Raw genomic sequence first — 20,132 nt, 5'->3', positions numbered from 1 at the left:
CGGCCGCCCGGCGAGGGACGAGATGCGGTGAGCCGGATGAGCCCGCATGCTGGGAAGGACGGCTCACACCTAGGAGGCCGACGATGTCTGTGATGGACAAGCTCAAGCAGATGCTCAAGGGCCACGAGGACAAGGCCGGCCAGGGCATCGACAAGGCCGGCGACTTCGTCGACGGCAAGACCCAGGGCAAGTACAGCGGTCAGGTCGACACCGCGCAGGACCACCTGAAGAATCGGTTCGGCGGCGATCAGGGCCAGGAGCCTCCCCGGTAGTGACGCGAACGCCGGAGCGCCGCGGGCCAGGGGATGCCCATCCCTGGCCCCGCGGCGTCGTTCCTGAGCGCCAGCCCAGTTTGCCCTACTGGGCGGGGACGCCGTCCAGGCCAACCGTGCGGCCCGCGGCATGCTTCAGGCCCGTCCGCCACGTGGCGAGGCCGAAGCCGCGGCCGCGCCGGTCGGGGCGGACGAGGTGGAAGCCGGGGAAGGCGTGGTCCTGCCCGTAGGTGACGACGGAGACCGCGGACACGGGCTCGTCGTCGAGGCGTCCCCGACGCCCGTCTCGGCCAATGCTCTTGTCGGCCGACGCCCGTCGCGGCCAACGCTCCTGCCGGCCGACGCCCGTCTCAGCCGTCGCCCGCCACGTGCCGGTCCCTGGCGGCGCCGAGTCCGGCGACGACCTGCGGCACGAGCAGGACCAGCAGCAGGACGAGCGGCACCGTCCAGCTGTGCGACGCGTCGTGCACGACCCCGAGGACGGTCGGCCCGGTGGCGGCGAGGATGTAGCCGAAGCACTGGGCCATGCTGGAGAGTTGGGAGGCGTGCCGGGCGTCGGGCGCCCGCTGCACGATGAACAGCAGCGCCAGGCTGATGGCCGCGCCCTGGCCGAGGCCGAGCAGGGTCATCCACAGATAGGCGCCGCCGACCGGCGCGGCGAGCAGCCCCGCGAAGCCGAGCGCGCAGAGCACGGCGGCGAGCGCGGAGAGCGTGCCCGAGCGCAGCCGCCGGCCGACGATCACCGGGGCGAGGAACGAACCCGCGATGCCGAGCAGCGAGGAGAAGGAGAGCATCCAGCCGGCGTCGCCCGGTGCCATGCCGGCGTCCTGGAAGACGGTCGGCAACCACGCGGCCGCCGCGTAGTAGTTGAGGGACTGCAGGCCCATGTACGCGGTGACCTGCCAGGCCAGCGGGGAGCGCCACAGACCGCGTACGGGATGCGCCGCCTGCCGGGCCGCGGCCGCGCCCACCCTCGTACGCGAACGGATCTGCGGCAGCCACACGAGCAGCGCGACGACCGCGAGGGCGCCCCAACAAGCCAGCGTGGTGCGCCAGTTCATGCCGCTGGACTGCTGCACGGGCAAGGTGACGCCGGCCGCGAGCGCGGCGCCGCCGAACAGCGACATCGAGTAGAGGCCGGTCATCAGTCCGGCCTTCGCGGGGAAGTCCCGCTTGATCAGGCCGGGCAGCAGGACGTTGGCGACGGCGATGCCCGCGCCGATGACGACGGTGCCCGCGAAGAGGGCCGCGACGGAGTCGAGCAGACGCAGGGCCGTGCCCGCGCAGATCAGCGCCATGGTGGCGAGCAGCGAGCGCTCCATGCCGAAGCGGCGGCCGAGCCGGGGCGCGACGGGCGCGAGCAGCCCGAAGCAGAGCAGCGGGAGGGCGGTGAGCAGGCTGGTGGCGGCGGCCGACATGCCGCTGTCGTCGCGGATGGTGTCGGCGAGCGGGGAGACGGCGACGAGGGCGGGGCGGAGGTTCAGCGCGAGGAGCACGACACCGAGGGCGAGCAGGAACGCGCGGCGGGAGCGGGTCGGCCCCTGGTCCGCCGCGGAGGTGGCGGGGCCCCCGCCCTGCGCGTCCCGGGCGGCTGCTGCCGTGTCATTCATGTGCTGCTCCCGCGTCGTTCTGCTCGGAGTCCGGGCCGTCCAGCGGCTGGTCGCGCAGTGCGGCCATGCCCTCGGCGAGATGGGTGAGTACGGCGGCCTCGGCGCCCTGGGGGTCGCGCGCCTCGATGGCGTCGACGATCGCCTGGTGGGCGTCGAACTGGTGACGGACCGCGTCGGGCACGGGGGCGGCGACGACCGACTGGAGCGTCTCGCGCAGGACGTCACTGAGGTGTCCGTACAGCTCGGCGAGGACGCCGTTGTGCGAGGCCTCGGCGACCGTGCGGTGGAAGGCCATGTCCGCGTCGATGAACGCCGCCGTGTCGCCGCTCTCCCACGCCCGCCCGCGCTCGGCGAGAGCGGCCCGCAGCGCCACGAGGTCTTTTTCCGTACGGCGCTCCGCGGCGTGACGGGCGGCGTCGCGCTCCAGGCAGGCGCGCACTTCGTACGCTTCGAGCACCCCGGCTCTGCGCAGTCTGCGCTGCACGGCCGCCCCGAAGTCGCTGTTGGCGCGCACGTACGTGCCGTCGCCCTGGCGGGGTTCGAGCATGCCGGTGTGCACGAGCGCCCGGACCGCCTCCCGCACGGTGTTGCGGCCCACGGCGAGCTGCTCGACGAGGAGCGGCTCGGCCGGGATCTTCTCCCCGACCTTCCACTCGCCGTCGGAGATGAGGCTCTCCATCTGGGCGATGACCAGGTCGACGAGGTTGATCCTGGCGGCACTGCGCAAGGGCATGGGTCGGCACCTTCTCTTTCACTCAGGGGACCCTAGACATGGGAACATCCCATGTTTCGCCTGTCAAAAGCGCCGCCGCAGACGCATGACGCACCTGCCGCACGGATTTCGTTCGAGGTTTTACCTTCGAGGGCTGGTCTAGACCTTGACAGGTTCAGACCATTTTCGCTTGAGTCACCGACACCCCCATGGCGGCGCGGGCCCCAGCCCCCGCGCCGCCCGTTAGGAGATGTCGCATGATCAAACGCCTCATCAGCCTCGCGGCCGCCCTGGCCGCGACCGGCGCGCTGATCGTCCTGGGCCCGGCCGCCACCACGGCGTCCGCCGCCGAGTGCGCCTCACCCTGGAGCTCCTCGACCGTCTACACCGGCGGCAAGTCCGCCTCGTACAACGGACACAACTGGACCGCCAAGTGGTGGACCCAGAACGAGACACCGGGCCGCTCCGACGTCTGGGCGGACCAGGGCACCTGTGGTGGCGGCACGGGTCCGGGCAACCCCGATCCGTCCGGCTTCGTGGTCAGCGAGGCCCAGTTCAACCGGATGTTCCCGAACCGGAATTCGTTCTACACGTACAAGGGCCTGACCGACGCGCTCAAGGCCTACCCCGGCTTCGCCAACACCGGCAGCGACACCGTCAAGCGCCAGGAGGCCGCGGCGTTCCTCGCCAACGTCAGCCACGAGACGGGCGGCCTGGTCCACGTCGTCGAGCAGAACCAGAACAACTACCCCCACTACTGCGACAAGACCCAGCCCTACGGCTGCCCCGCCGGACAAGCCGCCTACTACGGCCGTGGACCGATCCAGCTCAGCTGGAACTTCAACTACAAGGCGGCGGGCGACGCGCTCGGCATCGACCTGCTCAACAACCCCTGGCTGGTGGAGCGGAACCCCGCCATCGCCTGGCAGACGGGCCTTTGGTACTGGAACACCCAGAGCGGCCCCGGCACCATGACCCCGCACAACGCCATGGTCAACGGCGCCGGCTTCGGTGAGACCATCCGCGCGATCAACGGCACCCTGGAGTGCAACGGCGGCAACCCCGCGCAGGTCCAGAGCCGCGTCGACAAGTACAAGGCGTTCACGCAGATCCTGGGCACCACGCCCGGCTCGAACCTGAGCTGCTGACACGCGTCCGGGCGGGCCCGCGGGTCGGGCCCGCCCGGTACGTCACGCCGCCGGAGGCGGCCTCACGCCGCCGGAGGCAGCCTCACACCACCGACGACAGCCTTACGCCAGTGGCTCCAGCCGGAAGACCGGGTGGCGCGCCGCCTCGGCGGCGAACTCCTCGTCCGACGACTCGTCGGTCACGTCGAAGTAGGCCCTGGTGACCGGCACTTCGCGCCAGTACTGCCGCAGCACCGGCACGCTCTCCTCGGGCCCCAGCTCGACCACCTTGAGCATCCGCGACCTGCCGCCCCGGCTGAGCCCCACCTGACCGGCCGCGCGGGCGTTGCGCACCCACTGGCTCACCCCGTAGGCGGCGACGAGCCAGCGCTCGTCGCCGTGCGCCATCACGTCGACCGGCGTGGAGTAGGAACGGCCGCTCTTCCTGCCACGCACCGTCAGGTTGTGGCGGTAGCCCTTGCCGAGGCCGAGCCGGGTCATCGTGTGGAACACCCGGTTGATCACACGTGTGCCGGCGTTCATGCGATACGTCTTCGCCATCACCCCTCCGTAGGCCGAAAGCACGGAGCTTACGACGCGGCCAGCAACTGGTCGGCACCGAGGCGGGCTTGGCGTGCCGGTTCGGGCGAGCCGGAGATCGCGGCGGCCGTCATGGCCCCTTCCGCGAGGAGGACGAGCGGGGCGACGACGCGCTCGGGCCCGCCCGCCGCCGCCACGAGACCGGCGAGATAGTCGTGGAACGCGCTCTTGTGCGCCCTGACGGCGGCGGCGACGGCCGGATCGACGGCGCCCAGCTCTCCGTAGGCGTTGATGAAGGCACACCCCCGGAAGTCCGGTTCGGTGAACCACTCGTACAGCCAGTCGTAGACGGCGAGCACCCGCTCCCGGCCCACGGGGCATGCCTCGACATGGGCCGCGAGCCTGGCCCGCCAGCGGCGGTCACGGCGGTCGAGGCAGGCGCGGACCAGCTCCGACTTGGAGGGGAAGACCTGGTAGAGCCGCTTGAGCGAGACGCCGGAGGCCGCGCGGACCTGATCCATGCCGACCGCCTGGACACCGCGTGCGTAGAACAGCTCCTCCGCGGCGTCGAGAAGCCTGGCCTCGGCTTCCGCGTGATCCATGGCGCCTCCGAAGGACCTTCGAGAACGTACGTTCTCCCACCCTACTACGTCCCATCTGCGCGGCGTTGCGCGAGAACGGTCGTTCTCGCTACGGTGGCGCCCCGCGAGAGAACGACCGTTCTCCCTCTCGTGGTCAAGCGCTCACCCCTGCCCGCACCCCCTGGAGGAAGCCATGACCAGCACCACCGCCCGTCCCCCCGTCCCGCCCTTCACCCAGCGGTCGGCCGCCGAGAAGGTCCGTCTCGCGGAGGACGGCTGGAACAGCCGCGACCCCGAGAAGGTGGCCCTCGCCTACAGCGCGGACTCCCGCTGGCGCAACCGCGCCGAGTTCGTCACCGGGCGCGACGCCATCGTCGCCTTCCTGACCCGCAAGTGGGCCCGCGAACTCGACTACCGCCTCGTCAAAGAGCTGTGGGCCCACTCCGAGGACCGCATCGCGGTGCGCTTCGCGTACGAATGGCACGACGACTCCGGCCAGTGGTACCGCTCGTACGGCAACGAGAACTGGGAGTTCGCCGCGGACGGCCTGATGCGCGCCCGCCACGCCTGCATCAACGACCTGCTCATCCGGGAGTCCGACCGGCTGTACCACTGGCCGCTCGGCCGCCGCCCCGACGACCACCCCGGCCTCACCGAGCTGGGCCTGTGAACCGGTGCCGGGCCCGATCGGGCGAAAACGGACCCGGCAGCCGTGTGTCAGTCCCGGCCGCGCGGGGCACCCGGTCGGCGACAACGGCCCGGGTCACCGGGCCTGACCGTCCAACGACCGCCAAGGAGGTCCACGTGACCACCGCACGCGACATCATGACGCCGGGCGCCGAATGCGCCGGAGCCGAGGAGACCGTCACCCAGGCGGCCACGAAGCTCACCGAACTCGGCGTCGGCGCCCTGCCCATCTGCGGCACCGACGACCGCCTCAAGGGCGTCATCACCGACCGGGACATCGTGGTCAAGGTGCTCGGCAAGGGGAAGGACCCCGCCAAGGTCCTCGTGAAGGAACTCGCGCAGAGCGAGGCCGTGACGATCGGCGCGGACGACAGCGTCGACGAGGTCTTCGCGACCATGACCAGCCACAAGGTCCGCCGACTGCCCGTGATCGACGGACACCGGCTCGTGGGCATGGTGGCACTCGCCGACGCGGCCCGCGCCCTGTCCGACCCCAAGGCCGGACAGCTCCTGGAGGCCCTCTCCACCGACTGACGGCACGCGCCGCCCGGGGCGGAGCGCGCGGCCCCGCCCGGGCGGCGCGCTCCGCCTCTCCGCATGCCCGCGGGCATGCGCCGACCTAGGGTGGAACGGCGGCAGGCCGCCGCCCCCGCCCGCCCCACCGCACCAGCCGGGCCGCGCCAGGCGCCCCGGGCCGAGGAGGAACGGCATGCCCATCGCCACGGTCAACCCCGCCACCGGCGAGACCCTCGAAACCTTCGAGCCGATCGCGCCCGCGGAGATCGAACGCCGGCTGGCGGCGGCCCACGCCGCGTACGGCCACCACCGCAGCACCGGCTTCGAGGAACGCTCACGTCTGCTCCACCGGGCCGCCGACCTGCTGGAGGAGGACACCGACAGCATCGCCCGCACCATGACCACGGAGATGGGCAAGCCGATCACAGCCGCCCGGGCCGAGGCGGCGAAGTGCGTCAAGGCCATGCGCTGGTACGCCGACCACGCCGAGGGCCTCCTCGCGGACGAGCACCCGGCGCAGGCCGACGTGACGGACTCCGGGGCGTCCCGGGCGGTCGTCCACTACCGCCCGCTCGGGGTCGTACTCGCCGTGATGCCGTGGAACTTCCCGCTCTGGCAGGTCGTGCGCTTCGCGGCGCCCGCGCTCATGGCGGGCAACGTCGGCCTGCTCAAGCACGCCTCGAACGTGCCGCAAACGGCCCTCTACCTGGAGGACCTCTTCCGCCGCGCCGGTTACCCGGAGGGCTGCTTCCAGACCCTGCTCGTCGGCTCGGACGCCATCGAGGACATCCTGCGGGACGACCGGGTGGCCGCCGCGACGCTGACCGGCAGCGAGCCCGCGGGCCGCGCGGTGGCGTCCGTGGCGGGCGACGAGATCAAGAAGACCGTCCTGGAACTGGGCGGCAGCGACCCCTACCTGGTGCTGCCGAGCGCCGACGTCGAGCGCGCCGCGCGGACCGCGGTGACCGCCCGGGTGCAGAACAACGGCCAGTCCTGCATCGCCGCCAAGCGCTTCATCGTGCACGCCGACGTCTACGACGCCTTCCGGGACCGGTTCGTCGCCGGGATGCGGGAGTTGACGGTCGGCGACCCGCTGGACGAGGAGACCGACGTCGGTCCGCTCGCCAGCGAGCGGGGCCGCGCCGACCTGGAGGAACTCGTCGACGACGCGCTCGGCCACGGCGCGACCGCGCTCTGCGGCGGACAGCGCCCCAAGGAGCAGGAGCGGGGCTGGTATTACGCCCCCACCGTCCTCGCGGACATCACTGCGCGGATGCGCATCCACCGCGAGGAGACGTTCGGCCCGGTGGCCACGCTCTACCGCGTGGCGGACCTCGACGAGGCGGTGGCGCTGGCCAACGACACGCCGTTCGGGCTGAGTTCAAACGTATGGACCCGTGACGACGCGGACATCGCGCGCTGCGTACGGGACCTCCAGGCGGGCGGCGTCTTCTTCAACGGCATGACCGCCTCCCACCCCGGCCTGCCGTTCGGCGGCGTCAAGCGCTCCGGCTACGGCCGGGAGCTCTCGGGCCACGGCATCCGCGAGTTCTGCAACGCCACGACGGTCTGGCACGGCCCGGCCGAGTAGAGCACGCGGCCGGGACGAGCCAGGAAAGGCCGGGACGAGCCGGGTCGCGCTCAGGACGAGGCGGACAGCAGCGAATCGTCCGTCGTCCTGGCTCCCGGCAGCCGGTGGCTGGCGGCCACGAGCGCCGCGTCGACGTCGCTGGTGCCGGTGGCCAGGCACAGGCTGTACGCCACGTCCTCGAACTCCTGGCGCGCCGCCTCGCTCCCCTGGTCGGCGCGCAGCACCGCCAAGGCCTTGTAGCGCTCCACGAGGTCTTCCAGCACGGCGGGGTGTGCCAGCAGCACGAGGGCCTCCTGAGGTTCACGTTCCATGGTCGCTCACGCCCCGCCTGCCCCGCCTCGCCCAGTCGAATCAGCCGGGGGCCGGTCATCGCCCCGAATTGTTGTTTCCGTGGTTCGTCGGCAGACTCGGCGGCGTGAACACGTCGCACGGGAAGCCCCCGGACGGGGCGGGAACGGGACACACGGACGACGACCGCCGCGAGACGGAGAGCGAGCGCGCCGACCGCCGCTGGACCGAGCTGATCCAGGAAGTTCGGGTGGCCCAGACCGGGGTGCAGATCCTGTTCGGCTTCCTCCTCACCGTGGTCTTCACACCGCGCTACGCGGAGCTGGGCGACACCGACCAGAAGATCTACGTGGTGACCGTGCTCCTCGGTTCGACCGCGACCGGAGCGCTCATCGCCCCCGTCTCCTTCCACCGCATCGTCTCGGGCCGCCGGATCAAGCCGCAGGCGGTGGTGTGGGCGTCCCGGCTGACTTTCGCCGGCCTGATCCTGCTGCTCGGCACATCGACGGCGGCGCTGCTGCTGGTGCTGCGCATCGCCACCGACAACACCCTCGTGCCGTGGCTGGTGGCCGGAGTCGTCGCCTGGTACCTGCTGTGCTGGTTCGTGCTGCCCGCCTGGGCGCGGCACCGGCACACGTCGGCGGGCTGACCGGCGCACACGCGGCCACCGGCCAGGTGTGGATCACGGCCGGGCGGGCACCCTGGGGCAGGACAGACGCAGGAAGCCATCCGCACTGTTCGTGACACGTCACTACCTGTGAGGTCTCAAGTGGTGACCGACGACGAACCGGCGGAGTGTGGAGGGAGGAACGCCCCTCGTGGAGTTCCCACAGACGGGAGATGCCGCATGACCACGCAGACGCGGACGTCGATGCCGCCGCCGGTCCGTCCGGCCCATCTGCTCGCCCCGCCCGGTGTGTACGCACCGCAGTACGACACCGAACTCCTGACCCGCGCCCTGCACCGCGAAGGCATCGACGAGAGCACTTCCGTCCTGGACCTGGGCACCGGCACCGGGGCGCTCGCCGTCGCGGCGGCCCGGCGCGGCGCACGCGTCACCGCCGTCGACATCTCCTGGCGGGCGGTGCTGACCGCGCGGCTCAACGCACGCCTAGCCGGGCAGTCGGTGACCGTGCGCCACGGCGATCTGCGGACCGCGCTGCCCAAGGGCCCCTACGACCTTCTCGTCAGCAACCCGCCCTACGTGCCCTCCCCCTCACCGCTCCCCCGGCGCGGCGCGGCGCGGGCATGGGACGGCGGCCCCGCCGGGCGCACCCTCGTGGACCACGTCTGCGACGCCGCGCCCCGCGCCCTGCGTCCCGGTGGCGTCCTGCTGATGGTGCACTCCGCGCTGTGCGACGCGGACGCGACGCTCGAGCGGCTCGCGGGGCTGGGCATGCAAGCCGAGGTCACGGAACGGGAGTTCATCCCGTTCGGGCCCGTGCTGCGCTCCCGCCGCGCCTGGCTGCGCCGACGCGGTCTCCTGCGGGACGACGAGAACCGGGAGGAGCTGGTGGTCGTCCGTGCCGAACTCCGCTGAACAGCCGCGCCGCGTCACGATCGACCCCGAGGGGCCGCTCCTGGTGGAGGGCCCGGTCGAGGTCGTCGGTGACGACGGCACCGTCCATGCCTCACGACGCTTCGCCGTGGCGATCTGCACCTGCCGCCGCAGCCGTACGTACCCCTGGTGCGACACCAGCCACCGCCGCCGGGTGAAGCCGGACGGCGGCCGGGCACGTACGGCCGGCCAGCAGGAAACGGAGGCCTCGTCATGACGGTCTTCGTCGAGTCCCGCCTCCACAGCCCCGAACTCCCGGCTCCGCGCGGCGATCTGTCCGACGCCGTCGCCGCCGCGCTGCTGTACGACGGGCCCGTCGCGCCGCCGCGAGAGCAGCAGGCCGAGCGCGCCGACCCGTACGGGGACGACCTCCAGCTCGCCCTCTACATCCTGTACGAACTCCACTACCAGGGCTTTCAGGGTGTGCCCGACGAGCGCGAGTGGGACCCTCGGCTGCTGACCCTGCGGCACACTCTGGAGCAGCGGTTCCTTCAGGCCCTGCGCGCCGACGTGCCGTCGGACCAGAGCGCCGAAGAGGCCCTGGCGGCGCTGCTGGTGGAGCCGGTCGGGCACGACGAGTCGAGCGTCAGCCACCACCTTCAGCGCGACGGAGAGCTGTGGCAGCTCAGGGAGTACGCCGCGCTGCGCTCCCTCTACCACCTGAAGGAGGCCGACCCGCACGCCTGGGTCATCCCCCGGCTGCACGGCCGGGCCAAGGCGGCCATGGTGGCGATCGAGTACGACGAGTTCGGCGCGGGGCGGCCGGAGGAGATCCACGCCCGGCTCTTCGCCGACCTCATGGCCGATCTCGGCCTGGAGACGGCGTACGGCCACTACGTCGACGCGGCCCCCGCCGAGGCCCTCGCCTCGGTCAACCTCATGTCGCTCTTCGGTCTGCACCGCGCCCTGCGCGGCGCGCTGGTCGGGCACTTCGCGTCCGTCGAGGTGACCTCCTCGCCCGGTTCGCGGCGGCTGGCCAACGCGTTGCGCCGGGCCGGTGCGGGGCCTGCCGCCCAGCGGTTCTACGACGAGCACGTGGAGGCGGACGCCGTGCACGAGCAGGTGGTGCGCCGTGATGTGGTCGGCGGGCTCCTGAGCGCGGAGCCGGCGCTCGACGCCGATGTGGCCTTCGGTGTCCGGGCCACCGGCTTCCTGGAGGACCGCCTCGGCGCGCGTCTCCTGGACGACTGGCGGCGGGGGCGCAGCGCGCTGCGTGCGCCGCTGCCGGGAGCGCTCGGTCCGGACGCCCCGGCGGCGTGAGCCGTTCGTCCGTCCGCTCAGCCCTCGACGCCGGTCGCGCCGTGGGCTGAGCCCACCGGCTTCGACTCCGGGGAGCCGCGTTGGCGCAGGTAGACGGAGAAGATGGCCATCGACCCCACGGCGAGCAGCTCGGACTGCCAGTTCTGCAGCGTGCGGGACCAGAAGTCGGCGGCGCCCAGGTAGTCGAACCAGCCGATGGGCGCCTGGAGTTGGCGTAGATGCTCTTCGTTGTAGGCGGCCATGCCCGTGACGGACTGGGCGAACCACGAGAGCAGGAACAGCGCGCACATGAGGGTGCCGAGGGAACGGGAGTACCAGGCCTGACGCGCCCCGCCCGCCGAGGCCCAGCGCGGCGACGTGGGCTCCGCGTGCTCTCCCGCCTTCTGCTCCGCGTCCGACTCGGGACCCGCCTTGTGCAGCTCCTTGGACTCGGGCGAGCCGCGCTGGAGCAGCCAGACGGTGCCGAAGATGTAGAGGAAGAACTGGAGGTACTCGGACTGCCAGTTCTCCGTCACGTCGACGGCGAAGTCGGAGGTCATGAGATAGCCGCCGAAGCTCAGCGGGTGCAGTTCCTCGGCAATCAGCCGGTTGTTGAAGTCGGCGTGCCCGGCGATCGCCTGTCCGGCCAGGCTCAGCAGGAAGCCGGCGCCGAACGCCAGGGTCAGTCCGTTGTCCCGCAGGAAGTTCCGGGCAGGGCTCCGGTCGCGGGTCATCGCTGCATCACTCCCAGCGCCACGCAGTAGACGAGCCCGCCGAACACCATGAGCAGATACGCGGTGAACAAGGTCCGCATCCGTCAACCGCCCTTGATCCGACACTGATACGGCTTCTCGGGGCGCGGCGTGCACCCGGCCGCGGTGACCTTCCAGCCGCCGGGGAAGGACGACAGGAAGAGCGTGTCGCGGTCGGTCACCACACGCGCCTGCCGTCCGTACACGTCGACGCCGCGGAGTTGGCGCGCGAGGGGCAGACCGGCCTCGGGCAGGGCCCGCGCGCAGGGCAGCTCGGAGGAGTGCTCCAGTTCGTCGCGGGTCCCCGGGGCGAGCGCCGCGCAGCCGCGTACCGCGTCCTTCACGCGCAGACTCGCCGCGAAACGGGACGCCGCCTGCACGGCGGCGTCCTCACGGCCGTCAGTGTTTCCGCAGCCCGCCGCCGCGCCGAGCAACGCCACCGCGAGCAGTCCCGACCTCAGCGCACGCACGAGCTGTGCCCCCTTCACGGCGACTGGTCGACCGGCTGCCGCCACCGGCGATGATCCGCGCGGCTGCGAAAGCCTCCCGCCACGATGCCCGCACACCTCCGGGCGCGGCGGAACGTGTCCGTCCGACACGCGGGGGGTCCGCCCGATCGAGGGGCCCCGGCAGGCCGGGACCCCTCTGGATCAACCAGTTCCAGGCGCTTCCTGGGCGCCGCGGGGGCGCGGCCCGCTCACGCCTTCTCGCGGGGCTCCCCGCGCTCCGCGCCCCGCAGACGCATCTGCGTCTGTACCTCCTGGTCACCGGAGACGGTCCCGGTGACCTTCGCTTCGAAGGCTGATTCGAGCGCGGCGCGCACCCTGTTCACCGCGACGGGGCCGCCCTGCAGGTCGGCGGTGACGGAGCCCGCGAGGAGGACACCGGGGATGGATTCCGGGGTGTGCGAGGCGCAGAAGACGCCGGTCCAGACGGCGGGCCGGGTCTCGGCCGTCTGGTGGGGCGCGTCGTAGCCGCGGTCGGACGGGAAGTGTTCGTTCAGCACGGTGAAGACGGTGTCCGCGTCGGCCGGTGAGCAGTCGTCGAGCGCGACTTGTACCAGGTCGGAGTCGGGGTGCTGGGTGGGGGAAGCGGGGTTCGGTGTGTCGTTCACGCTGACTCTCTCCGGTGGTGTCGCTGATGGCTGACGGGGCGCGGGTACCCGGTGCGGCGGCGGGTACCCGGCGGGTCACAGTTCGCGCAGGGCGGGCAGGAGGTTCTTCTCGGCCCACTCGATGAAGGGACGCTGATGGTCGCCGCCCACCTGGACGAGGGCGATCTCCGTGAAGCCGGCCTCGGCGTAAGGGCGTACGGCCTCGACGAAGTCGTCGACGTTGTCGCCGCAGGGGATCTGTTCCGCGATGTCCTGCTCGGTGACGAACTGCGTGGCGCCCGCGAAGCCCGAGGGCCCGGGCAGTTCGGAGTTGACCGGCCAGCCGCCCATGGACCAGCGGAACTGGTCGTGGGCGCGGGCCACCGCGGCGTCCTTGTCGGGGTCGTAGCAGACGGGGAGCTGGCCCACGCGCGGCTTGCCGCTGCCGCCGTGCCGGTCGAAGGAGTCGAGCAGCTCGGCCTTGGGCTCGGTGGCGATGACCAGGTCGGCGAGGCGTCCGGCCAGGGCGCAGGAGCGCTTCCCGGAGACGGCGACGCCGATGGGCGGCAGCTCGTCCGGCAGGTCCCACAGGCGGGCGTTCGCCACGTCGAAGTGGGTGCCCTGGTGGTTGACGTTGTTGCCGGAGAAGAGGGCGCGGATGATCTCGATCGCCTCCTCCAGCATCTCCAGGCGGGTCTGCGGGGAGGGCCAACCGGCGCCGACGACGTGCTCGTTGAGGTTCTCGCCCGAGCCGAGGCCGAGCCGGAAGCGGCCTTCGGAGAGCAGCTGCATCGTCGCGGCCTTCTGCGCCACCACGGCCGGGTGGTAGCGGACCGTCGGGCAGGTGACGTACGTCATGAGCGGAATCCGCGAGGTGGCCTGCGCCGCGGCACCGAGCACGCTCCAGGCGTACGGTGAGTGCCCCTGGGACTCCAGCCACGGGAAGTAGTGGTCCGAGGTGACGGAGAAGTCGAATCCCGCCTGCTCGGCGGCGACCACATCGTCGACCAGGGCGCGGGGCCCGGCTTGCTCAGTCATCATTGTGTAGCCGATTTGCACCATAGTGCATCGGTTTGCCGAAATGGCTCCGCTGAAACCTCCCACGGTTTTCGCAGCCACGGAAGGCGCTGCGAACGCCACATGCGGGTACAGGGATGACCACGGCGGCATCCGCCGTCCGAGAAAAGCCACGGAAGAAGCCGGAAGAAGCCATGAGTGAGAGGCGGCGTCGCTTGCGCACCGTAGGAGTGGAGGAGGAGCTCCTCCTCGTCGATCGTGAGAGTGGCGAGCCCCGGGCCCTGTCCTCGGCGGTTCTGGCACGAGCGGCCAAGGACATCGCCGAGACGTCCGCGGGCGCCGAGCGGCAGGCGAACGACTACCGCGACCCCGAGGAAGAGACGTTCGAGAAGGAGCTGACCGGCCAGCAGCTGGAATTCGCGACCCAGCCGCGGACCAGCATGGACGACCTCATGCAGGAGATCGTCCGGTGGCGCTCGGAGGCGGCGCGGCACGCGGGTGACCTGGGGGCGGGGGTCGCCGCCCTCGCCACCTCTCCCCTGCCGGTCAGCCCCTCGATCAACGTCGGCAAGCGCTACCAGTGGATGGAGGAACAGTTCGGCCTCACCACGCAGGAGCAGCTGACCTGCGGCTGCCACGTCCACGTCTCGGTCGAGTCGGACGAGGAAGGCGTGGCCGCGATCGACCGGATCGGCCCGTGGCTGCCGGTCCTGGTGGCGCTGAGCTCCAACTCGCCGTTCTGGCACGGGAACGACACCCTGTACAGCAGCTACCGCAGCCGGGTGTGGGGGCGCTGGCCGATGTCGGGGCCCACCGACCTCTTCGGTTCCGCCGAGCGGTACGAGGAGCGGGTGAGCGCCATGGTCGCCACCGGTGTCCTGGGCGACCGGGGGATGGTCTACTTCGACGCCCGGCTGTCCCACCGCTACCCCACCGTCGAGATCCGCGTCGCCGATGTGTGCCTGGACGCGTCCACGACCGTCCTGGTGGCGACTCTCGCGCGGGCCCTCGTCGAAACGGCCGCACGGGAGTGGAAGGCGGGGCGCCAGCCGCTGGGGCACGGCGTGAGCCTGCTGCGGCTGGCCGGGTGGCGGGCGGCGCGGTCCGGCCTGGACGACGACCTGCTGCACCCGGTGACCATGCGTCCCGTCCCCTGCGAGGAGGCGGTGACCGCGCTCCTGGACCACGTGCGGGACGCCCTCGAGGAATCGGGCGACCTCGACATGGCCCGCAAGACGGCGATGAACCTGCTGGAGCACGGCACCGGGGCCCGCGTCCAGCGGGAGCTCCTGGAACGCACGGGCAGCCTGGGCGCCATGGTCGCGGAGTGCGCCCGCCGGACCCAGGCACCGTGACGCGGCCACCGTCGCGACCCTTGCCGCACCTATCGAATTTCGATACATTCCCATCGCGTATCGATCGAAGGAGCGGTGATGGGAAAGCTGACGGTGGGTGCGTTGCGCGTCGTGCTGGTGGCACTGCTGGCCGGTTCGGTGTTCGTCCAGGCGGTGCTGGTGCCGCTCCTCGCCGCCGACCTGCGGGGGTCGGACGGTGACCTGGCGTCCCGAGGCGTCCCGGTCGTCGTCATCGTGCTGCTCGGCTTCGTCGCGGCCGAGGTCGTCATGGTCTGCGTATGGCGGCTCGTGACGATGATGCGGCGCGGCACGGTGTTCTCCCACGCCTCGTTCCGGTACGTGGATGTCGTCACCGGGGCCTTCGTGGCGGCCGCCCTGCTGGTGTTCGCGCTCGGGGCGGTCCTGGCGCCCGGCGAGGCCGTCGCGCCGGGTGTGGTCCTGCTGGTCGGCGGGGTCGGCGTGGCGGTCCTGGGGGTCGCGCTCATCGTGCTCGTGCTGCGGATGCTGCTCGCCCAGGCCGTCGCGCGGGACGTCGAGGCGCACCGCATGCGGGCCGAGCTCGACGAGGTGATCTGATGCCGATCGCGGTCGACATCGACGTGATGCTGGCCCGGCGGAAGATGTCCGTGGGCGAACTCGCGGAGCGCGTCGGGATCACACCGGCCAACCTGGCGGTGCTGAAGAACGGCCGCGCCAAGGCGGTGCGCTTCACGACGCTCGCCGCGCTCTGCGAGGTGCTGGACTGCCAGCCGGGGGACTTGCTCCGGTGGGAGGCCACGGAGAACACGGAGAACGCGGAGGCCAAGGGCGTCGCGGGCGGATGACTCCGGCCGCGACGACCGCCGGCGCCGCTCAGTCGAGGACCGCGGCGGCCTCGATCTCGACCAGCAGTCCGGGGGCGGCCAGCGCCGCGACGCCCAGCAGCGTGCCCGGCGGCACCGGCGTGACCCCCAGCTTCTCGGCCGCCCGCGCGACCCCCGCCAGGAACAGCGGCATCTTGTCGGGGGTCCAGTCGACGACGTAGACGGTCAGTTTCGCCACGTCGTCGAAGGAGGCACCGATCTCCGCCAGGGCGGTGCCGATGTTGAGGTAGCACTGTTCGACCTGGGCCGCGAGGTCGCCTTCGCCGACCGTGACCCCCTCGGCGTCCCAGGCGACCTGCCCGGCGATGAAGACCAGCCTCGACCCGGTCGCGACCGACACCTGCCGATAGGCGTCGATCTTCGGCAATCCGCTGGGGTCCACCAGGGTGATGGCCATGGTTCCCGCTTCCTCGTGCTGCGTTCGCGCTCTCCTGTGGTTACCGGGAAACCGTAGGAGAGTCGGCGCTGACGTGGAAGAACGCACTTTTTGGTGCCTGGGGAACCTCACGGTGCCTTTGACGCCCCGGGGGCGGTGTCCGCGTCCGGCGAGAGGCGGGAGAGCAGGCCCTGGAGGGTGGCCCGCTCCTCCTCGCTGAGCGCGTCGAGCGCCCGGTGGGTGAGGTGCATGCCGGCGCGGATGCGCTCGATCGCCGCCACCCCCTCCTCGGAGAGGACGACGTTCTTCACCCGCCGGTCTGTCGCGCTCGGCTCGCGGCGGACCAGGCCGCGGCTCTCCAGGCGGTCGATGATCCCGGTCATGTTCGAGGCGTCGCAGCGGAACGAGGCGGCCAGCACCCGCATCGGGGCCGGACCACTCTGCCGCAGCACGTTCAGCGCCTTGGCCTGGCTGTAGGTGAGGCCCTGCGCAGCGGCGGCCGCGGTCAGGTCTCCGTACAGGCCCGCCATGGAGGTCCACAGGGCGTCGAGCAGCGGGGCATGGGACGCGTCGGGGCGCACGTCGGGTGTTTCGGGCATGGCACCAGCGTAACTCGGAACTTGACGACTTCAACTTTCGATGTTTACCTCTAATGAGTTGCTTGAGGTAGTCAACCTTCAAGGTTCTTCACCTTCCAGGTCTCTGGAGCCCCTCCAGGTCTCCTGGTCCTCCTCCACCTGCCAGGTTCCTCACCTCCGGGCCTCACCCTCTCGCCTCGTCCCGACGAGGCCGCCCTCCCCCGCGCTCGACCCCATGGAAGTAATCCCGTGACATCCACAGCTCACGCGGCGCACAGACGCCCCGCAGGAGACACCTCGCTCGTCCTGGTCCTCGGCCTCGCCGCCATGATCGTCTCGATGATGCAGACCCTCGTCGTGCCGATCATGAGCATCATCCAGGGCGACCTCGGCACCTCCACCGCGAACGTCAGCTGGGTCACCACGGCGACCCTGCTGTCCGCCGCGGTCTTCACCCCGCTCCTCGGCCGCTTCGGCGACATGCACGGCAAGAAGCCCACCCTGGTCGGCGTCCTGCTGCTGATGATCGCCGGATCGGTCCTGGCCGCCACGACCAGTTCGCTCCTGTGGCTCATCGTCGGCCGCGTGCTCCAGGGCGCGGCCACCGCGATCTTCCCGCTGGCCCTGTCCGTGCTGCGGGAGCAGATGCCCCCGGCGAAGCTGCACGGCGCGATGGCGATGGTCAGCGGCACGCTCGCGGTCGGCAGCGGCCTCGCGCTCGTCGCGGCGGGCCTGCTCACCCAGGGTTCCGACCCCGACTACCACCGGGTGTTCTGGCTCGCGGCCGGTCTCGCCGTGGTGGCCCTCGCGGGTGTCCTGCTGCGCGTTCCCGCCTCGCGGTCCACGACGGGCGGCCGGACCGACTGGCTCGGGGCGGCGACGTTGGCGGTGCTCCTCGTCCTGCTCCTGCTGCCGATCTCGCAGGGACACGCGTGGGGCTGGACCTCCGGACGCACCCTCGGCCTGTTCGGCGGCGCCGTGGTGATGGCGGCCGTCTGGACGCTGGTGGAGCGCACGGTCCGCGAACCCATGGTGGACATGCGGATGTTCGCCCACCGGCCGGTGCTCTTCACCAACCTCGCCGGGCTCTTCCTCGGCTTCGCGATGTTCTCGCAGTTCATCGGCGTCGCCTACCTGGTACAGATGCCGAAGGAACTCACGGGCTACGGCTTCGGGGCCTCGGTCCTGCGCTCCTCCGTCGAGTACCTGTTGCCCGCCACGGTGATCTCGCTGATCGCCGCGCAGTTCGGCGGTGTGCTGGTCGGCCGGATCGGGCCGCGGTTCACCCTCGCCACGGGCGCCGTGTTCGGCGTCGCCGGCTTCGCCTGGCTGACCGCCGCGCATGACTCGTCGGCGTCGGTCATCCTCGCCGGGATGCTGATCGGCGTGGCCATCAGCTTCGGTTACGCCGCGATGCCCGCGCTCATCGTGGCCGGTGTCCCGCACCACCAGACGGGCATCGCCAACGGCCTCAACTCCATCTCCCGGTCCGTCGGCAGCGCGATCGCCAGCGCGATCATCACCTCCCTGCTGGCGTCCAAGACGCTGGAGCACCTGCCGGCCGGTGCGCCCGCGCTGCCCGCCGAGAGCCAGTTCACGCTGAGCTTCGCCCTCGCCGGGGTCGCGTTCGTCCTGATCGTGGCGGTGGCACTGCTGGGCCTCAATCGGGGCGGAACCCCGTCGCGTACGTCGAAGAAGGCGGGCAGCGCGGTGACCGACACGGTGAGCGCCGAGCCCGCGAAGGCGGGCGTCACCGCCTGACGCGACCTCATGGTGCTCTCGGCGCCTCCACCCCGGCCCGCGGCCGGGGCGGAGGCGCCCGCAGCAGCTCGTCGCCCCCCCCACCCCGGATACGACATGATCAGATGACCGGGGACAGACAGGGGGAAGACAGCATGATCCACGCCACGACAGGTGGAGCAGGGGGCACGACAGGGTCGGCCCGGCCGGCGCGCGCGTACGCAGTGCTCCTGAGCATGGTGCTCATGGCGGGAGCCGGCTGCACGAGCGACGGCGGCTCCTCAGCGGGCCGGGCGGAACCGGGCCGGGCGGGCGCGCCCGGCGTCGGCGACACGCTGTTCCCCTCGCTGGGGAACGGCGGCTACGACGTCGCGCACTACGACTTGACCCTCGCCTACACCCCGGAGACCAACCACCTCAAGGGGACCGCGGTCATCACCGCCCGCGCCACCCAGGATCTGACCCGCTTCAACCTCGACTTCACCGGCCTGAAGGTGCGCGGCACCGCGGTGGACGGCGCGGCGGCCCGATTCGCGCGGAAGAAGGACGAGTTGACGGTGACGCCCGTCCGGCCGCTGCGGAAGGGCCGGACGTTCAAGGCGACCGTCGAGTACGACGGCACCCCTCGGATGATCGAGGACGCCGATGGTGCGGTCGAGGGCTGGATCGAGACGGACGACGGCTCGACCGCCCTCGGTGAACCCACCGGTTCCATGGCCTGGTTCCCGGGCAACCACCATCCTTCCGACAAGGCCGCCTACGACATCACGGTCTCCGTGCCCAAGGACGAGGACGGCGACCCCTACGACGTGGTGGCCAACGGCGAGTTGAAGAAGGAGGAGGACACCGGGAACCGCGTCGTCAGGCACTGGCGCGGCAAGGAACCGATGGCGAGCTACCTCGCGAGCGTGGTGGTCGGCTACTTCGACATCCACAAGGGCTGGACCTCCGACGACCTGCCCGTCTACGTCGCCGTCGACCCGGACGAGGACGAGCCCGCGGGCTCCGACGACGTCCAGGACCTGGTGCCGGAGATCACCGACTGGGCGAGCGAGCGCTTCGGCCCGTACCCCTTCTCTTCCGTGGGCGCCGTCGTGGACCACCTCCCCGACCTCGAATACGCCTTGGAGACCCAGACCAAGCCGTACTTCGACGCGGCGCCCGAGGACACACTGCTGGTGCACGAGCTGGCGCACCAGTGGTTCGGCAACTCGGTCACGCCGCGCCAGTGGAAGGACATGTGGCTGAACGAAGGTTTCGCCACCTACGCGGAGTGGCTCTGGCAGGAGGATCACGGCGGCCCGACCGCGCAGGAGACCTTCGACTCCTTCTACGAAGGCCGGCACCGCGAGAGCAAGCACATCTGGGACTTCCCTCCGGGCGACCCGCCCAGGAGCCGCCAGGTGTCGGACCCGCCGGTGTACGGCCGAGGCGCCATGACACTGCACAAGGTGCGCGAGGAGGTCGGCGACGAGGTCTTCTTCGACATCCTCCGGAAGTGGACCAAGAAGTACCGGCACAAGAACGCCGACACCCAGGACTTCATCTCCCTGTGCGAGCACATGTCGGGGGCCGATCTTTCCGACGTGTTCAAGACCTGGCTCTTCGACAACGAGAAGCCGTCCGACCCCTGACGG

At 71.4% G+C, this 20,132-nt stretch carries 26 protein-coding genes; 14 read left to right on the top strand and 12 right to left on the bottom strand.

The window, feature by feature from the left end:
* Positions 1 to 83: 83 nt before the first annotated feature.
* Positions 84 to 272: an antitoxin gene (locus J2N69_RS33430; RefSeq protein ID WP_230904055.1), complete on the top strand. Its 189-nt coding sequence runs from the start codon at positions 84 to 86 to the stop codon at positions 270 to 272.
* Positions 273 to 357: 85 nt separating this feature from the next.
* Here J2N69_RS33430 and J2N69_RS33425 read toward each other — a convergent pair whose 3' ends face one another.
* The 3 genes from J2N69_RS33425 to J2N69_RS33415 all read right to left on the bottom strand — a co-directional run bounded on the left by J2N69_RS33425 (position 358) and on the right by J2N69_RS33415 (position 2,615).
* Positions 358 to 525 (bottom strand): hypothetical protein, encoded by a 168-nt coding sequence (locus J2N69_RS33425; protein WP_408056844.1) that lies wholly within the window; start codon positions 523 to 525, stop codon positions 358 to 360.
* Between the two features lie 97 nt (positions 526 to 622).
* Positions 623 to 1,882 (bottom strand): CynX/NimT family MFS transporter, encoded by a 1,260-nt coding sequence (locus J2N69_RS33420; protein ID WP_230904054.1) that lies wholly within the window; start codon positions 1,880 to 1,882, stop codon positions 623 to 625.
* Complete coding sequence (locus J2N69_RS33415) at positions 1,875 to 2,615, bottom strand: FadR/GntR family transcriptional regulator (RefSeq protein ID WP_230904053.1); 741 nt, start codon at positions 2,613 to 2,615, stop codon at positions 1,875 to 1,877. The genes J2N69_RS33420 and J2N69_RS33415 overlap by 8 nt, the downstream gene beginning before the upstream one ends.
* A gap of 236 nt (positions 2,616 to 2,851) precedes the next feature.
* Here J2N69_RS33415 and J2N69_RS33410 point away from each other — a divergent pair, with 236 nt between their 5' ends.
* Positions 2,852 to 3,742 carry a glycoside hydrolase family 19 protein gene (locus J2N69_RS33410; RefSeq protein ID WP_230904052.1) on the top strand — a complete coding sequence of 297 codons (891 nt, stop codon included), beginning with the start codon at positions 2,852 to 2,854 and terminating at the stop codon, positions 3,740 to 3,742.
* Positions 3,743 to 3,844: 102 nt separating this feature from the next.
* Here the strand turns inward: J2N69_RS33410 and J2N69_RS33405 are convergent, their stop codons facing one another.
* Both J2N69_RS33405 and J2N69_RS33400 read right to left on the bottom strand, forming a co-directional pair.
* Positions 3,845 to 4,282 (bottom strand): nitroreductase family deazaflavin-dependent oxidoreductase, encoded by a 438-nt coding sequence (locus J2N69_RS33405; RefSeq protein WP_127909014.1) that lies wholly within the window; start codon positions 4,280 to 4,282, stop codon positions 3,845 to 3,847.
* 29 nt (positions 4,283 to 4,311) lie between these two features.
* Positions 4,312 to 4,863, bottom strand: coding sequence for a TetR/AcrR family transcriptional regulator (locus J2N69_RS33400; protein WP_230904051.1), 552 nt, complete (start codon positions 4,861 to 4,863; stop codon positions 4,312 to 4,314).
* Positions 4,864 to 5,035: 172 nt separating this feature from the next.
* Here J2N69_RS33400 and J2N69_RS33395 point away from each other — a divergent pair, with 172 nt between their 5' ends.
* From J2N69_RS33395 to J2N69_RS33385, 3 genes are all read left to right on the top strand, one after another.
* Positions 5,036 to 5,512, top strand: coding sequence for a nuclear transport factor 2 family protein (locus J2N69_RS33395; RefSeq protein WP_230904050.1), 477 nt, complete (start codon positions 5,036 to 5,038; stop codon positions 5,510 to 5,512).
* A gap of 134 nt (positions 5,513 to 5,646) precedes the next feature.
* Positions 5,647 to 6,063 carry a CBS domain-containing protein gene (locus J2N69_RS33390; protein ID WP_230904049.1) on the top strand — a complete coding sequence of 139 codons (417 nt, stop codon included), beginning with the start codon at positions 5,647 to 5,649 and terminating at the stop codon, positions 6,061 to 6,063.
* 175 nt (positions 6,064 to 6,238) lie between these two features.
* Positions 6,239 to 7,636, top strand: coding sequence for an NADP-dependent succinic semialdehyde dehydrogenase (locus J2N69_RS33385; protein WP_230904048.1), 1,398 nt, complete (start codon positions 6,239 to 6,241; stop codon positions 7,634 to 7,636).
* A 50-nt stretch (positions 7,637 to 7,686) separates the two neighbouring features.
* Here J2N69_RS33385 and J2N69_RS33380 read toward each other — a convergent pair whose 3' ends face one another.
* Positions 7,687 to 7,920 carry a DUF5133 domain-containing protein gene (locus J2N69_RS33380; RefSeq protein ID WP_127910085.1) on the bottom strand — a complete coding sequence of 78 codons (234 nt, stop codon included), beginning with the start codon at positions 7,918 to 7,920 and terminating at the stop codon, positions 7,687 to 7,689.
* A gap of 131 nt (positions 7,921 to 8,051) precedes the next feature.
* On the opposite strand from J2N69_RS33380, the gene J2N69_RS33375 reads away from it, so the two are divergent.
* The 4 genes from J2N69_RS33375 to J2N69_RS33360 all read left to right on the top strand — a co-directional run bounded on the left by J2N69_RS33375 (position 8,052) and on the right by J2N69_RS33360 (position 10,742).
* Complete coding sequence (locus J2N69_RS33375) at positions 8,052 to 8,573, top strand: DUF6328 family protein (protein WP_230904047.1); 522 nt, start codon at positions 8,052 to 8,054, stop codon at positions 8,571 to 8,573.
* Positions 8,574 to 8,771: 198 nt separating this feature from the next.
* On the top strand, positions 8,772 to 9,464 hold the full coding sequence (locus J2N69_RS33370; RefSeq protein ID WP_230904046.1) for a HemK2/MTQ2 family protein methyltransferase: 693 nt from the start codon (positions 8,772 to 8,774) through the stop codon (positions 9,462 to 9,464).
* On the top strand, positions 9,448 to 9,699 hold the full coding sequence (locus J2N69_RS33365; RefSeq protein WP_127910088.1) for a CDGSH iron-sulfur domain-containing protein: 252 nt from the start codon (positions 9,448 to 9,450) through the stop codon (positions 9,697 to 9,699). The genes J2N69_RS33370 and J2N69_RS33365 overlap by 17 nt, the downstream gene beginning before the upstream one ends.
* A complete protein-coding gene (locus tag J2N69_RS33360) occupies positions 9,696 to 10,742 on the top strand; it encodes an iron-containing redox enzyme family protein (RefSeq protein WP_230904045.1) in 1,047 nt (348 codons plus the stop codon). The genes J2N69_RS33365 and J2N69_RS33360 overlap by 4 nt, the downstream gene beginning before the upstream one ends.
* Positions 10,743 to 10,759: 17 nt before the next feature.
* On the opposite strand, the gene J2N69_RS33355 is transcribed toward J2N69_RS33360, so the two are convergent.
* The 4 genes from J2N69_RS33355 to J2N69_RS33340 all read right to left on the bottom strand — a co-directional run bounded on the left by J2N69_RS33355 (position 10,760) and on the right by J2N69_RS33340 (position 13,628).
* Complete coding sequence (locus J2N69_RS33355) at positions 10,760 to 11,455, bottom strand: DUF6766 family protein (RefSeq protein ID WP_230904044.1); 696 nt, start codon at positions 11,453 to 11,455, stop codon at positions 10,760 to 10,762.
* Positions 11,456 to 11,538: 83 nt separating this feature from the next.
* Positions 11,539 to 11,943, bottom strand: a complete 405-nt coding sequence (locus J2N69_RS33350) for a hypothetical protein (RefSeq protein WP_230904043.1) — start codon at positions 11,941 to 11,943, stop codon at positions 11,539 to 11,541.
* A gap of 227 nt (positions 11,944 to 12,170) precedes the next feature.
* The gene (locus J2N69_RS33345; protein ID WP_230904042.1) at positions 12,171 to 12,587 is read right to left on the bottom strand and encodes a hypothetical protein; all 417 of its coding nucleotides are present in this window, start codon (positions 12,585 to 12,587) and stop codon (positions 12,171 to 12,173) included.
* 75 nt (positions 12,588 to 12,662) lie between these two features.
* Entirely contained in the window at positions 12,663 to 13,628 is a 966-nt protein-coding gene (locus tag J2N69_RS33340; RefSeq protein WP_230904041.1) for an LLM class F420-dependent oxidoreductase, read from the bottom strand.
* 170 nt (positions 13,629 to 13,798) lie between these two features.
* On the opposite strand from J2N69_RS33340, the gene J2N69_RS33335 reads away from it, so the two are divergent.
* The 3 genes from J2N69_RS33335 to J2N69_RS33325 all read left to right on the top strand — a co-directional run bounded on the left by J2N69_RS33335 (position 13,799) and on the right by J2N69_RS33325 (position 15,762).
* Positions 13,799 to 14,938 (top strand): glutamate--cysteine ligase 2, encoded by a 1,140-nt coding sequence (locus tag J2N69_RS33335; RefSeq protein ID WP_230904040.1) that lies wholly within the window; start codon positions 13,799 to 13,801, stop codon positions 14,936 to 14,938.
* Between the two features lie 78 nt (positions 14,939 to 15,016).
* Complete coding sequence (locus J2N69_RS33330; RefSeq protein ID WP_230904039.1) at positions 15,017 to 15,514, top strand: DUF2975 domain-containing protein; 498 nt, start codon at positions 15,017 to 15,019, stop codon at positions 15,512 to 15,514.
* Positions 15,514 to 15,762, top strand: a complete 249-nt coding sequence (locus tag J2N69_RS33325; RefSeq protein WP_230904038.1) for a helix-turn-helix domain-containing protein — start codon at positions 15,514 to 15,516, stop codon at positions 15,760 to 15,762. Before J2N69_RS33330 ends, J2N69_RS33325 begins: the two co-directional genes overlap by 1 nt.
* Before the next feature lie 28 nt (positions 15,763 to 15,790).
* Here the strand turns inward: J2N69_RS33325 and J2N69_RS33320 are convergent, their stop codons facing one another.
* Together J2N69_RS33320 and J2N69_RS33315 are read right to left on the bottom strand one after the other, a co-directional pair.
* Positions 15,791 to 16,198: a RidA family protein gene (locus J2N69_RS33320; RefSeq protein ID WP_230904037.1), complete on the bottom strand. Its 408-nt coding sequence runs from the start codon at positions 16,196 to 16,198 to the stop codon at positions 15,791 to 15,793.
* A gap of 107 nt (positions 16,199 to 16,305) precedes the next feature.
* Complete coding sequence (locus J2N69_RS33315) at positions 16,306 to 16,776, bottom strand: MarR family winged helix-turn-helix transcriptional regulator (protein ID WP_230904036.1); 471 nt, start codon at positions 16,774 to 16,776, stop codon at positions 16,306 to 16,308.
* A gap of 123 nt (positions 16,777 to 16,899) precedes the next feature.
* On the opposite strand from J2N69_RS33315, the gene J2N69_RS33310 reads away from it, so the two are divergent.
* Together J2N69_RS33310 and J2N69_RS33305 are read left to right on the top strand one after the other, a co-directional pair.
* Positions 16,900 to 18,516 carry an MFS transporter gene (locus J2N69_RS33310; protein WP_408056927.1) on the top strand — a complete coding sequence of 539 codons (1,617 nt, stop codon included), beginning with the start codon at positions 16,900 to 16,902 and terminating at the stop codon, positions 18,514 to 18,516.
* A gap of 224 nt (positions 18,517 to 18,740) precedes the next feature.
* The gene (locus tag J2N69_RS33305; protein ID WP_230904034.1) at positions 18,741 to 20,129 is read left to right on the top strand and encodes a M1 family metallopeptidase; all 1,389 of its coding nucleotides are present in this window, start codon (positions 18,741 to 18,743) and stop codon (positions 20,127 to 20,129) included.
* The last annotated feature ends 3 nt before the right edge of the window (positions 20,130 to 20,132 follow it).

It is taken from the genome of Streptomyces huasconensis (genome assembly GCF_021028635.1).
Lineage (GTDB): Bacteria > Actinomycetota > Actinomycetes > Streptomycetales > Streptomycetaceae > Streptomyces > Streptomyces huasconensis.
Note: the sequence above shows the minus strand (reverse complement) of the source record. Positions and strands in the feature narration are given on the sequence as shown.

What these genes read in the sequence shown, in the direction of transcription:
- J2N69_RS33405 (WP_127909014.1), bottom strand. Translation starts at nt 4,282, where the DNA reads ATGGCGAAGACGTATCGCATGAACGCCGGCACACGTGTGATCAACCGG.
- J2N69_RS33360 (WP_230904045.1), top strand. Translation starts at nt 9,696, where the DNA reads ATGACGGTCTTCGTCGAGTCCCGCCTCCACAGCCCCGAACTCCCGGCT.
- J2N69_RS33340 (WP_230904041.1), bottom strand. Translation starts at nt 13,628, where the DNA reads ATGGTGCAAATCGGCTACACAATGATGACTGAGCAAGCCGGGCCCCGC.
- J2N69_RS33370 (WP_230904046.1), top strand. Translation starts at nt 8,772, where the DNA reads ATGACCACGCAGACGCGGACGTCGATGCCGCCGCCGGTCCGTCCGGCC.
- J2N69_RS33410 (WP_230904052.1), top strand. Translation starts at nt 2,852, where the DNA reads ATGATCAAACGCCTCATCAGCCTCGCGGCCGCCCTGGCCGCGACCGGC.
- J2N69_RS33320 (WP_230904037.1), bottom strand. Translation starts at nt 16,198, where the DNA reads ATGGCCATCACCCTGGTGGACCCCAGCGGATTGCCGAAGATCGACGCC.
- J2N69_RS33385 (WP_230904048.1), top strand. Translation starts at nt 6,239, where the DNA reads ATGCCCATCGCCACGGTCAACCCCGCCACCGGCGAGACCCTCGAAACC.
- J2N69_RS33420 (WP_230904054.1), bottom strand. Translation starts at nt 1,882, where the DNA reads ATGAATGACACGGCAGCAGCCGCCCGGGACGCGCAGGGCGGGGGCCCC.
- J2N69_RS33395 (WP_230904050.1), top strand. Translation starts at nt 5,036, where the DNA reads ATGACCAGCACCACCGCCCGTCCCCCCGTCCCGCCCTTCACCCAGCGG.
- J2N69_RS33415 (WP_230904053.1), bottom strand. Translation starts at nt 2,615, where the DNA reads ATGCCCTTGCGCAGTGCCGCCAGGATCAACCTCGTCGACCTGGTCATC.
- J2N69_RS33430 (WP_230904055.1), top strand. Translation starts at nt 84, where the DNA reads ATGTCTGTGATGGACAAGCTCAAGCAGATGCTCAAGGGCCACGAGGAC.
- J2N69_RS33400 (WP_230904051.1), bottom strand. Translation starts at nt 4,863, where the DNA reads ATGGATCACGCGGAAGCCGAGGCCAGGCTTCTCGACGCCGCGGAGGAG.
- J2N69_RS33355 (WP_230904044.1), bottom strand. Translation starts at nt 11,455, where the DNA reads ATGACCCGCGACCGGAGCCCTGCCCGGAACTTCCTGCGGGACAACGGA.
- J2N69_RS33330 (WP_230904039.1), top strand. Translation starts at nt 15,017, where the DNA reads ATGGGAAAGCTGACGGTGGGTGCGTTGCGCGTCGTGCTGGTGGCACTG.
- J2N69_RS33305 (WP_230904034.1), top strand. Translation starts at nt 18,741, where the DNA reads ATGGCGGGAGCCGGCTGCACGAGCGACGGCGGCTCCTCAGCGGGCCGG.
- J2N69_RS33325 (WP_230904038.1), top strand. Translation starts at nt 15,514, where the DNA reads ATGCCGATCGCGGTCGACATCGACGTGATGCTGGCCCGGCGGAAGATG.
- J2N69_RS33315 (WP_230904036.1), bottom strand. Translation starts at nt 16,776, where the DNA reads ATGCCCGAAACACCCGACGTGCGCCCCGACGCGTCCCATGCCCCGCTG.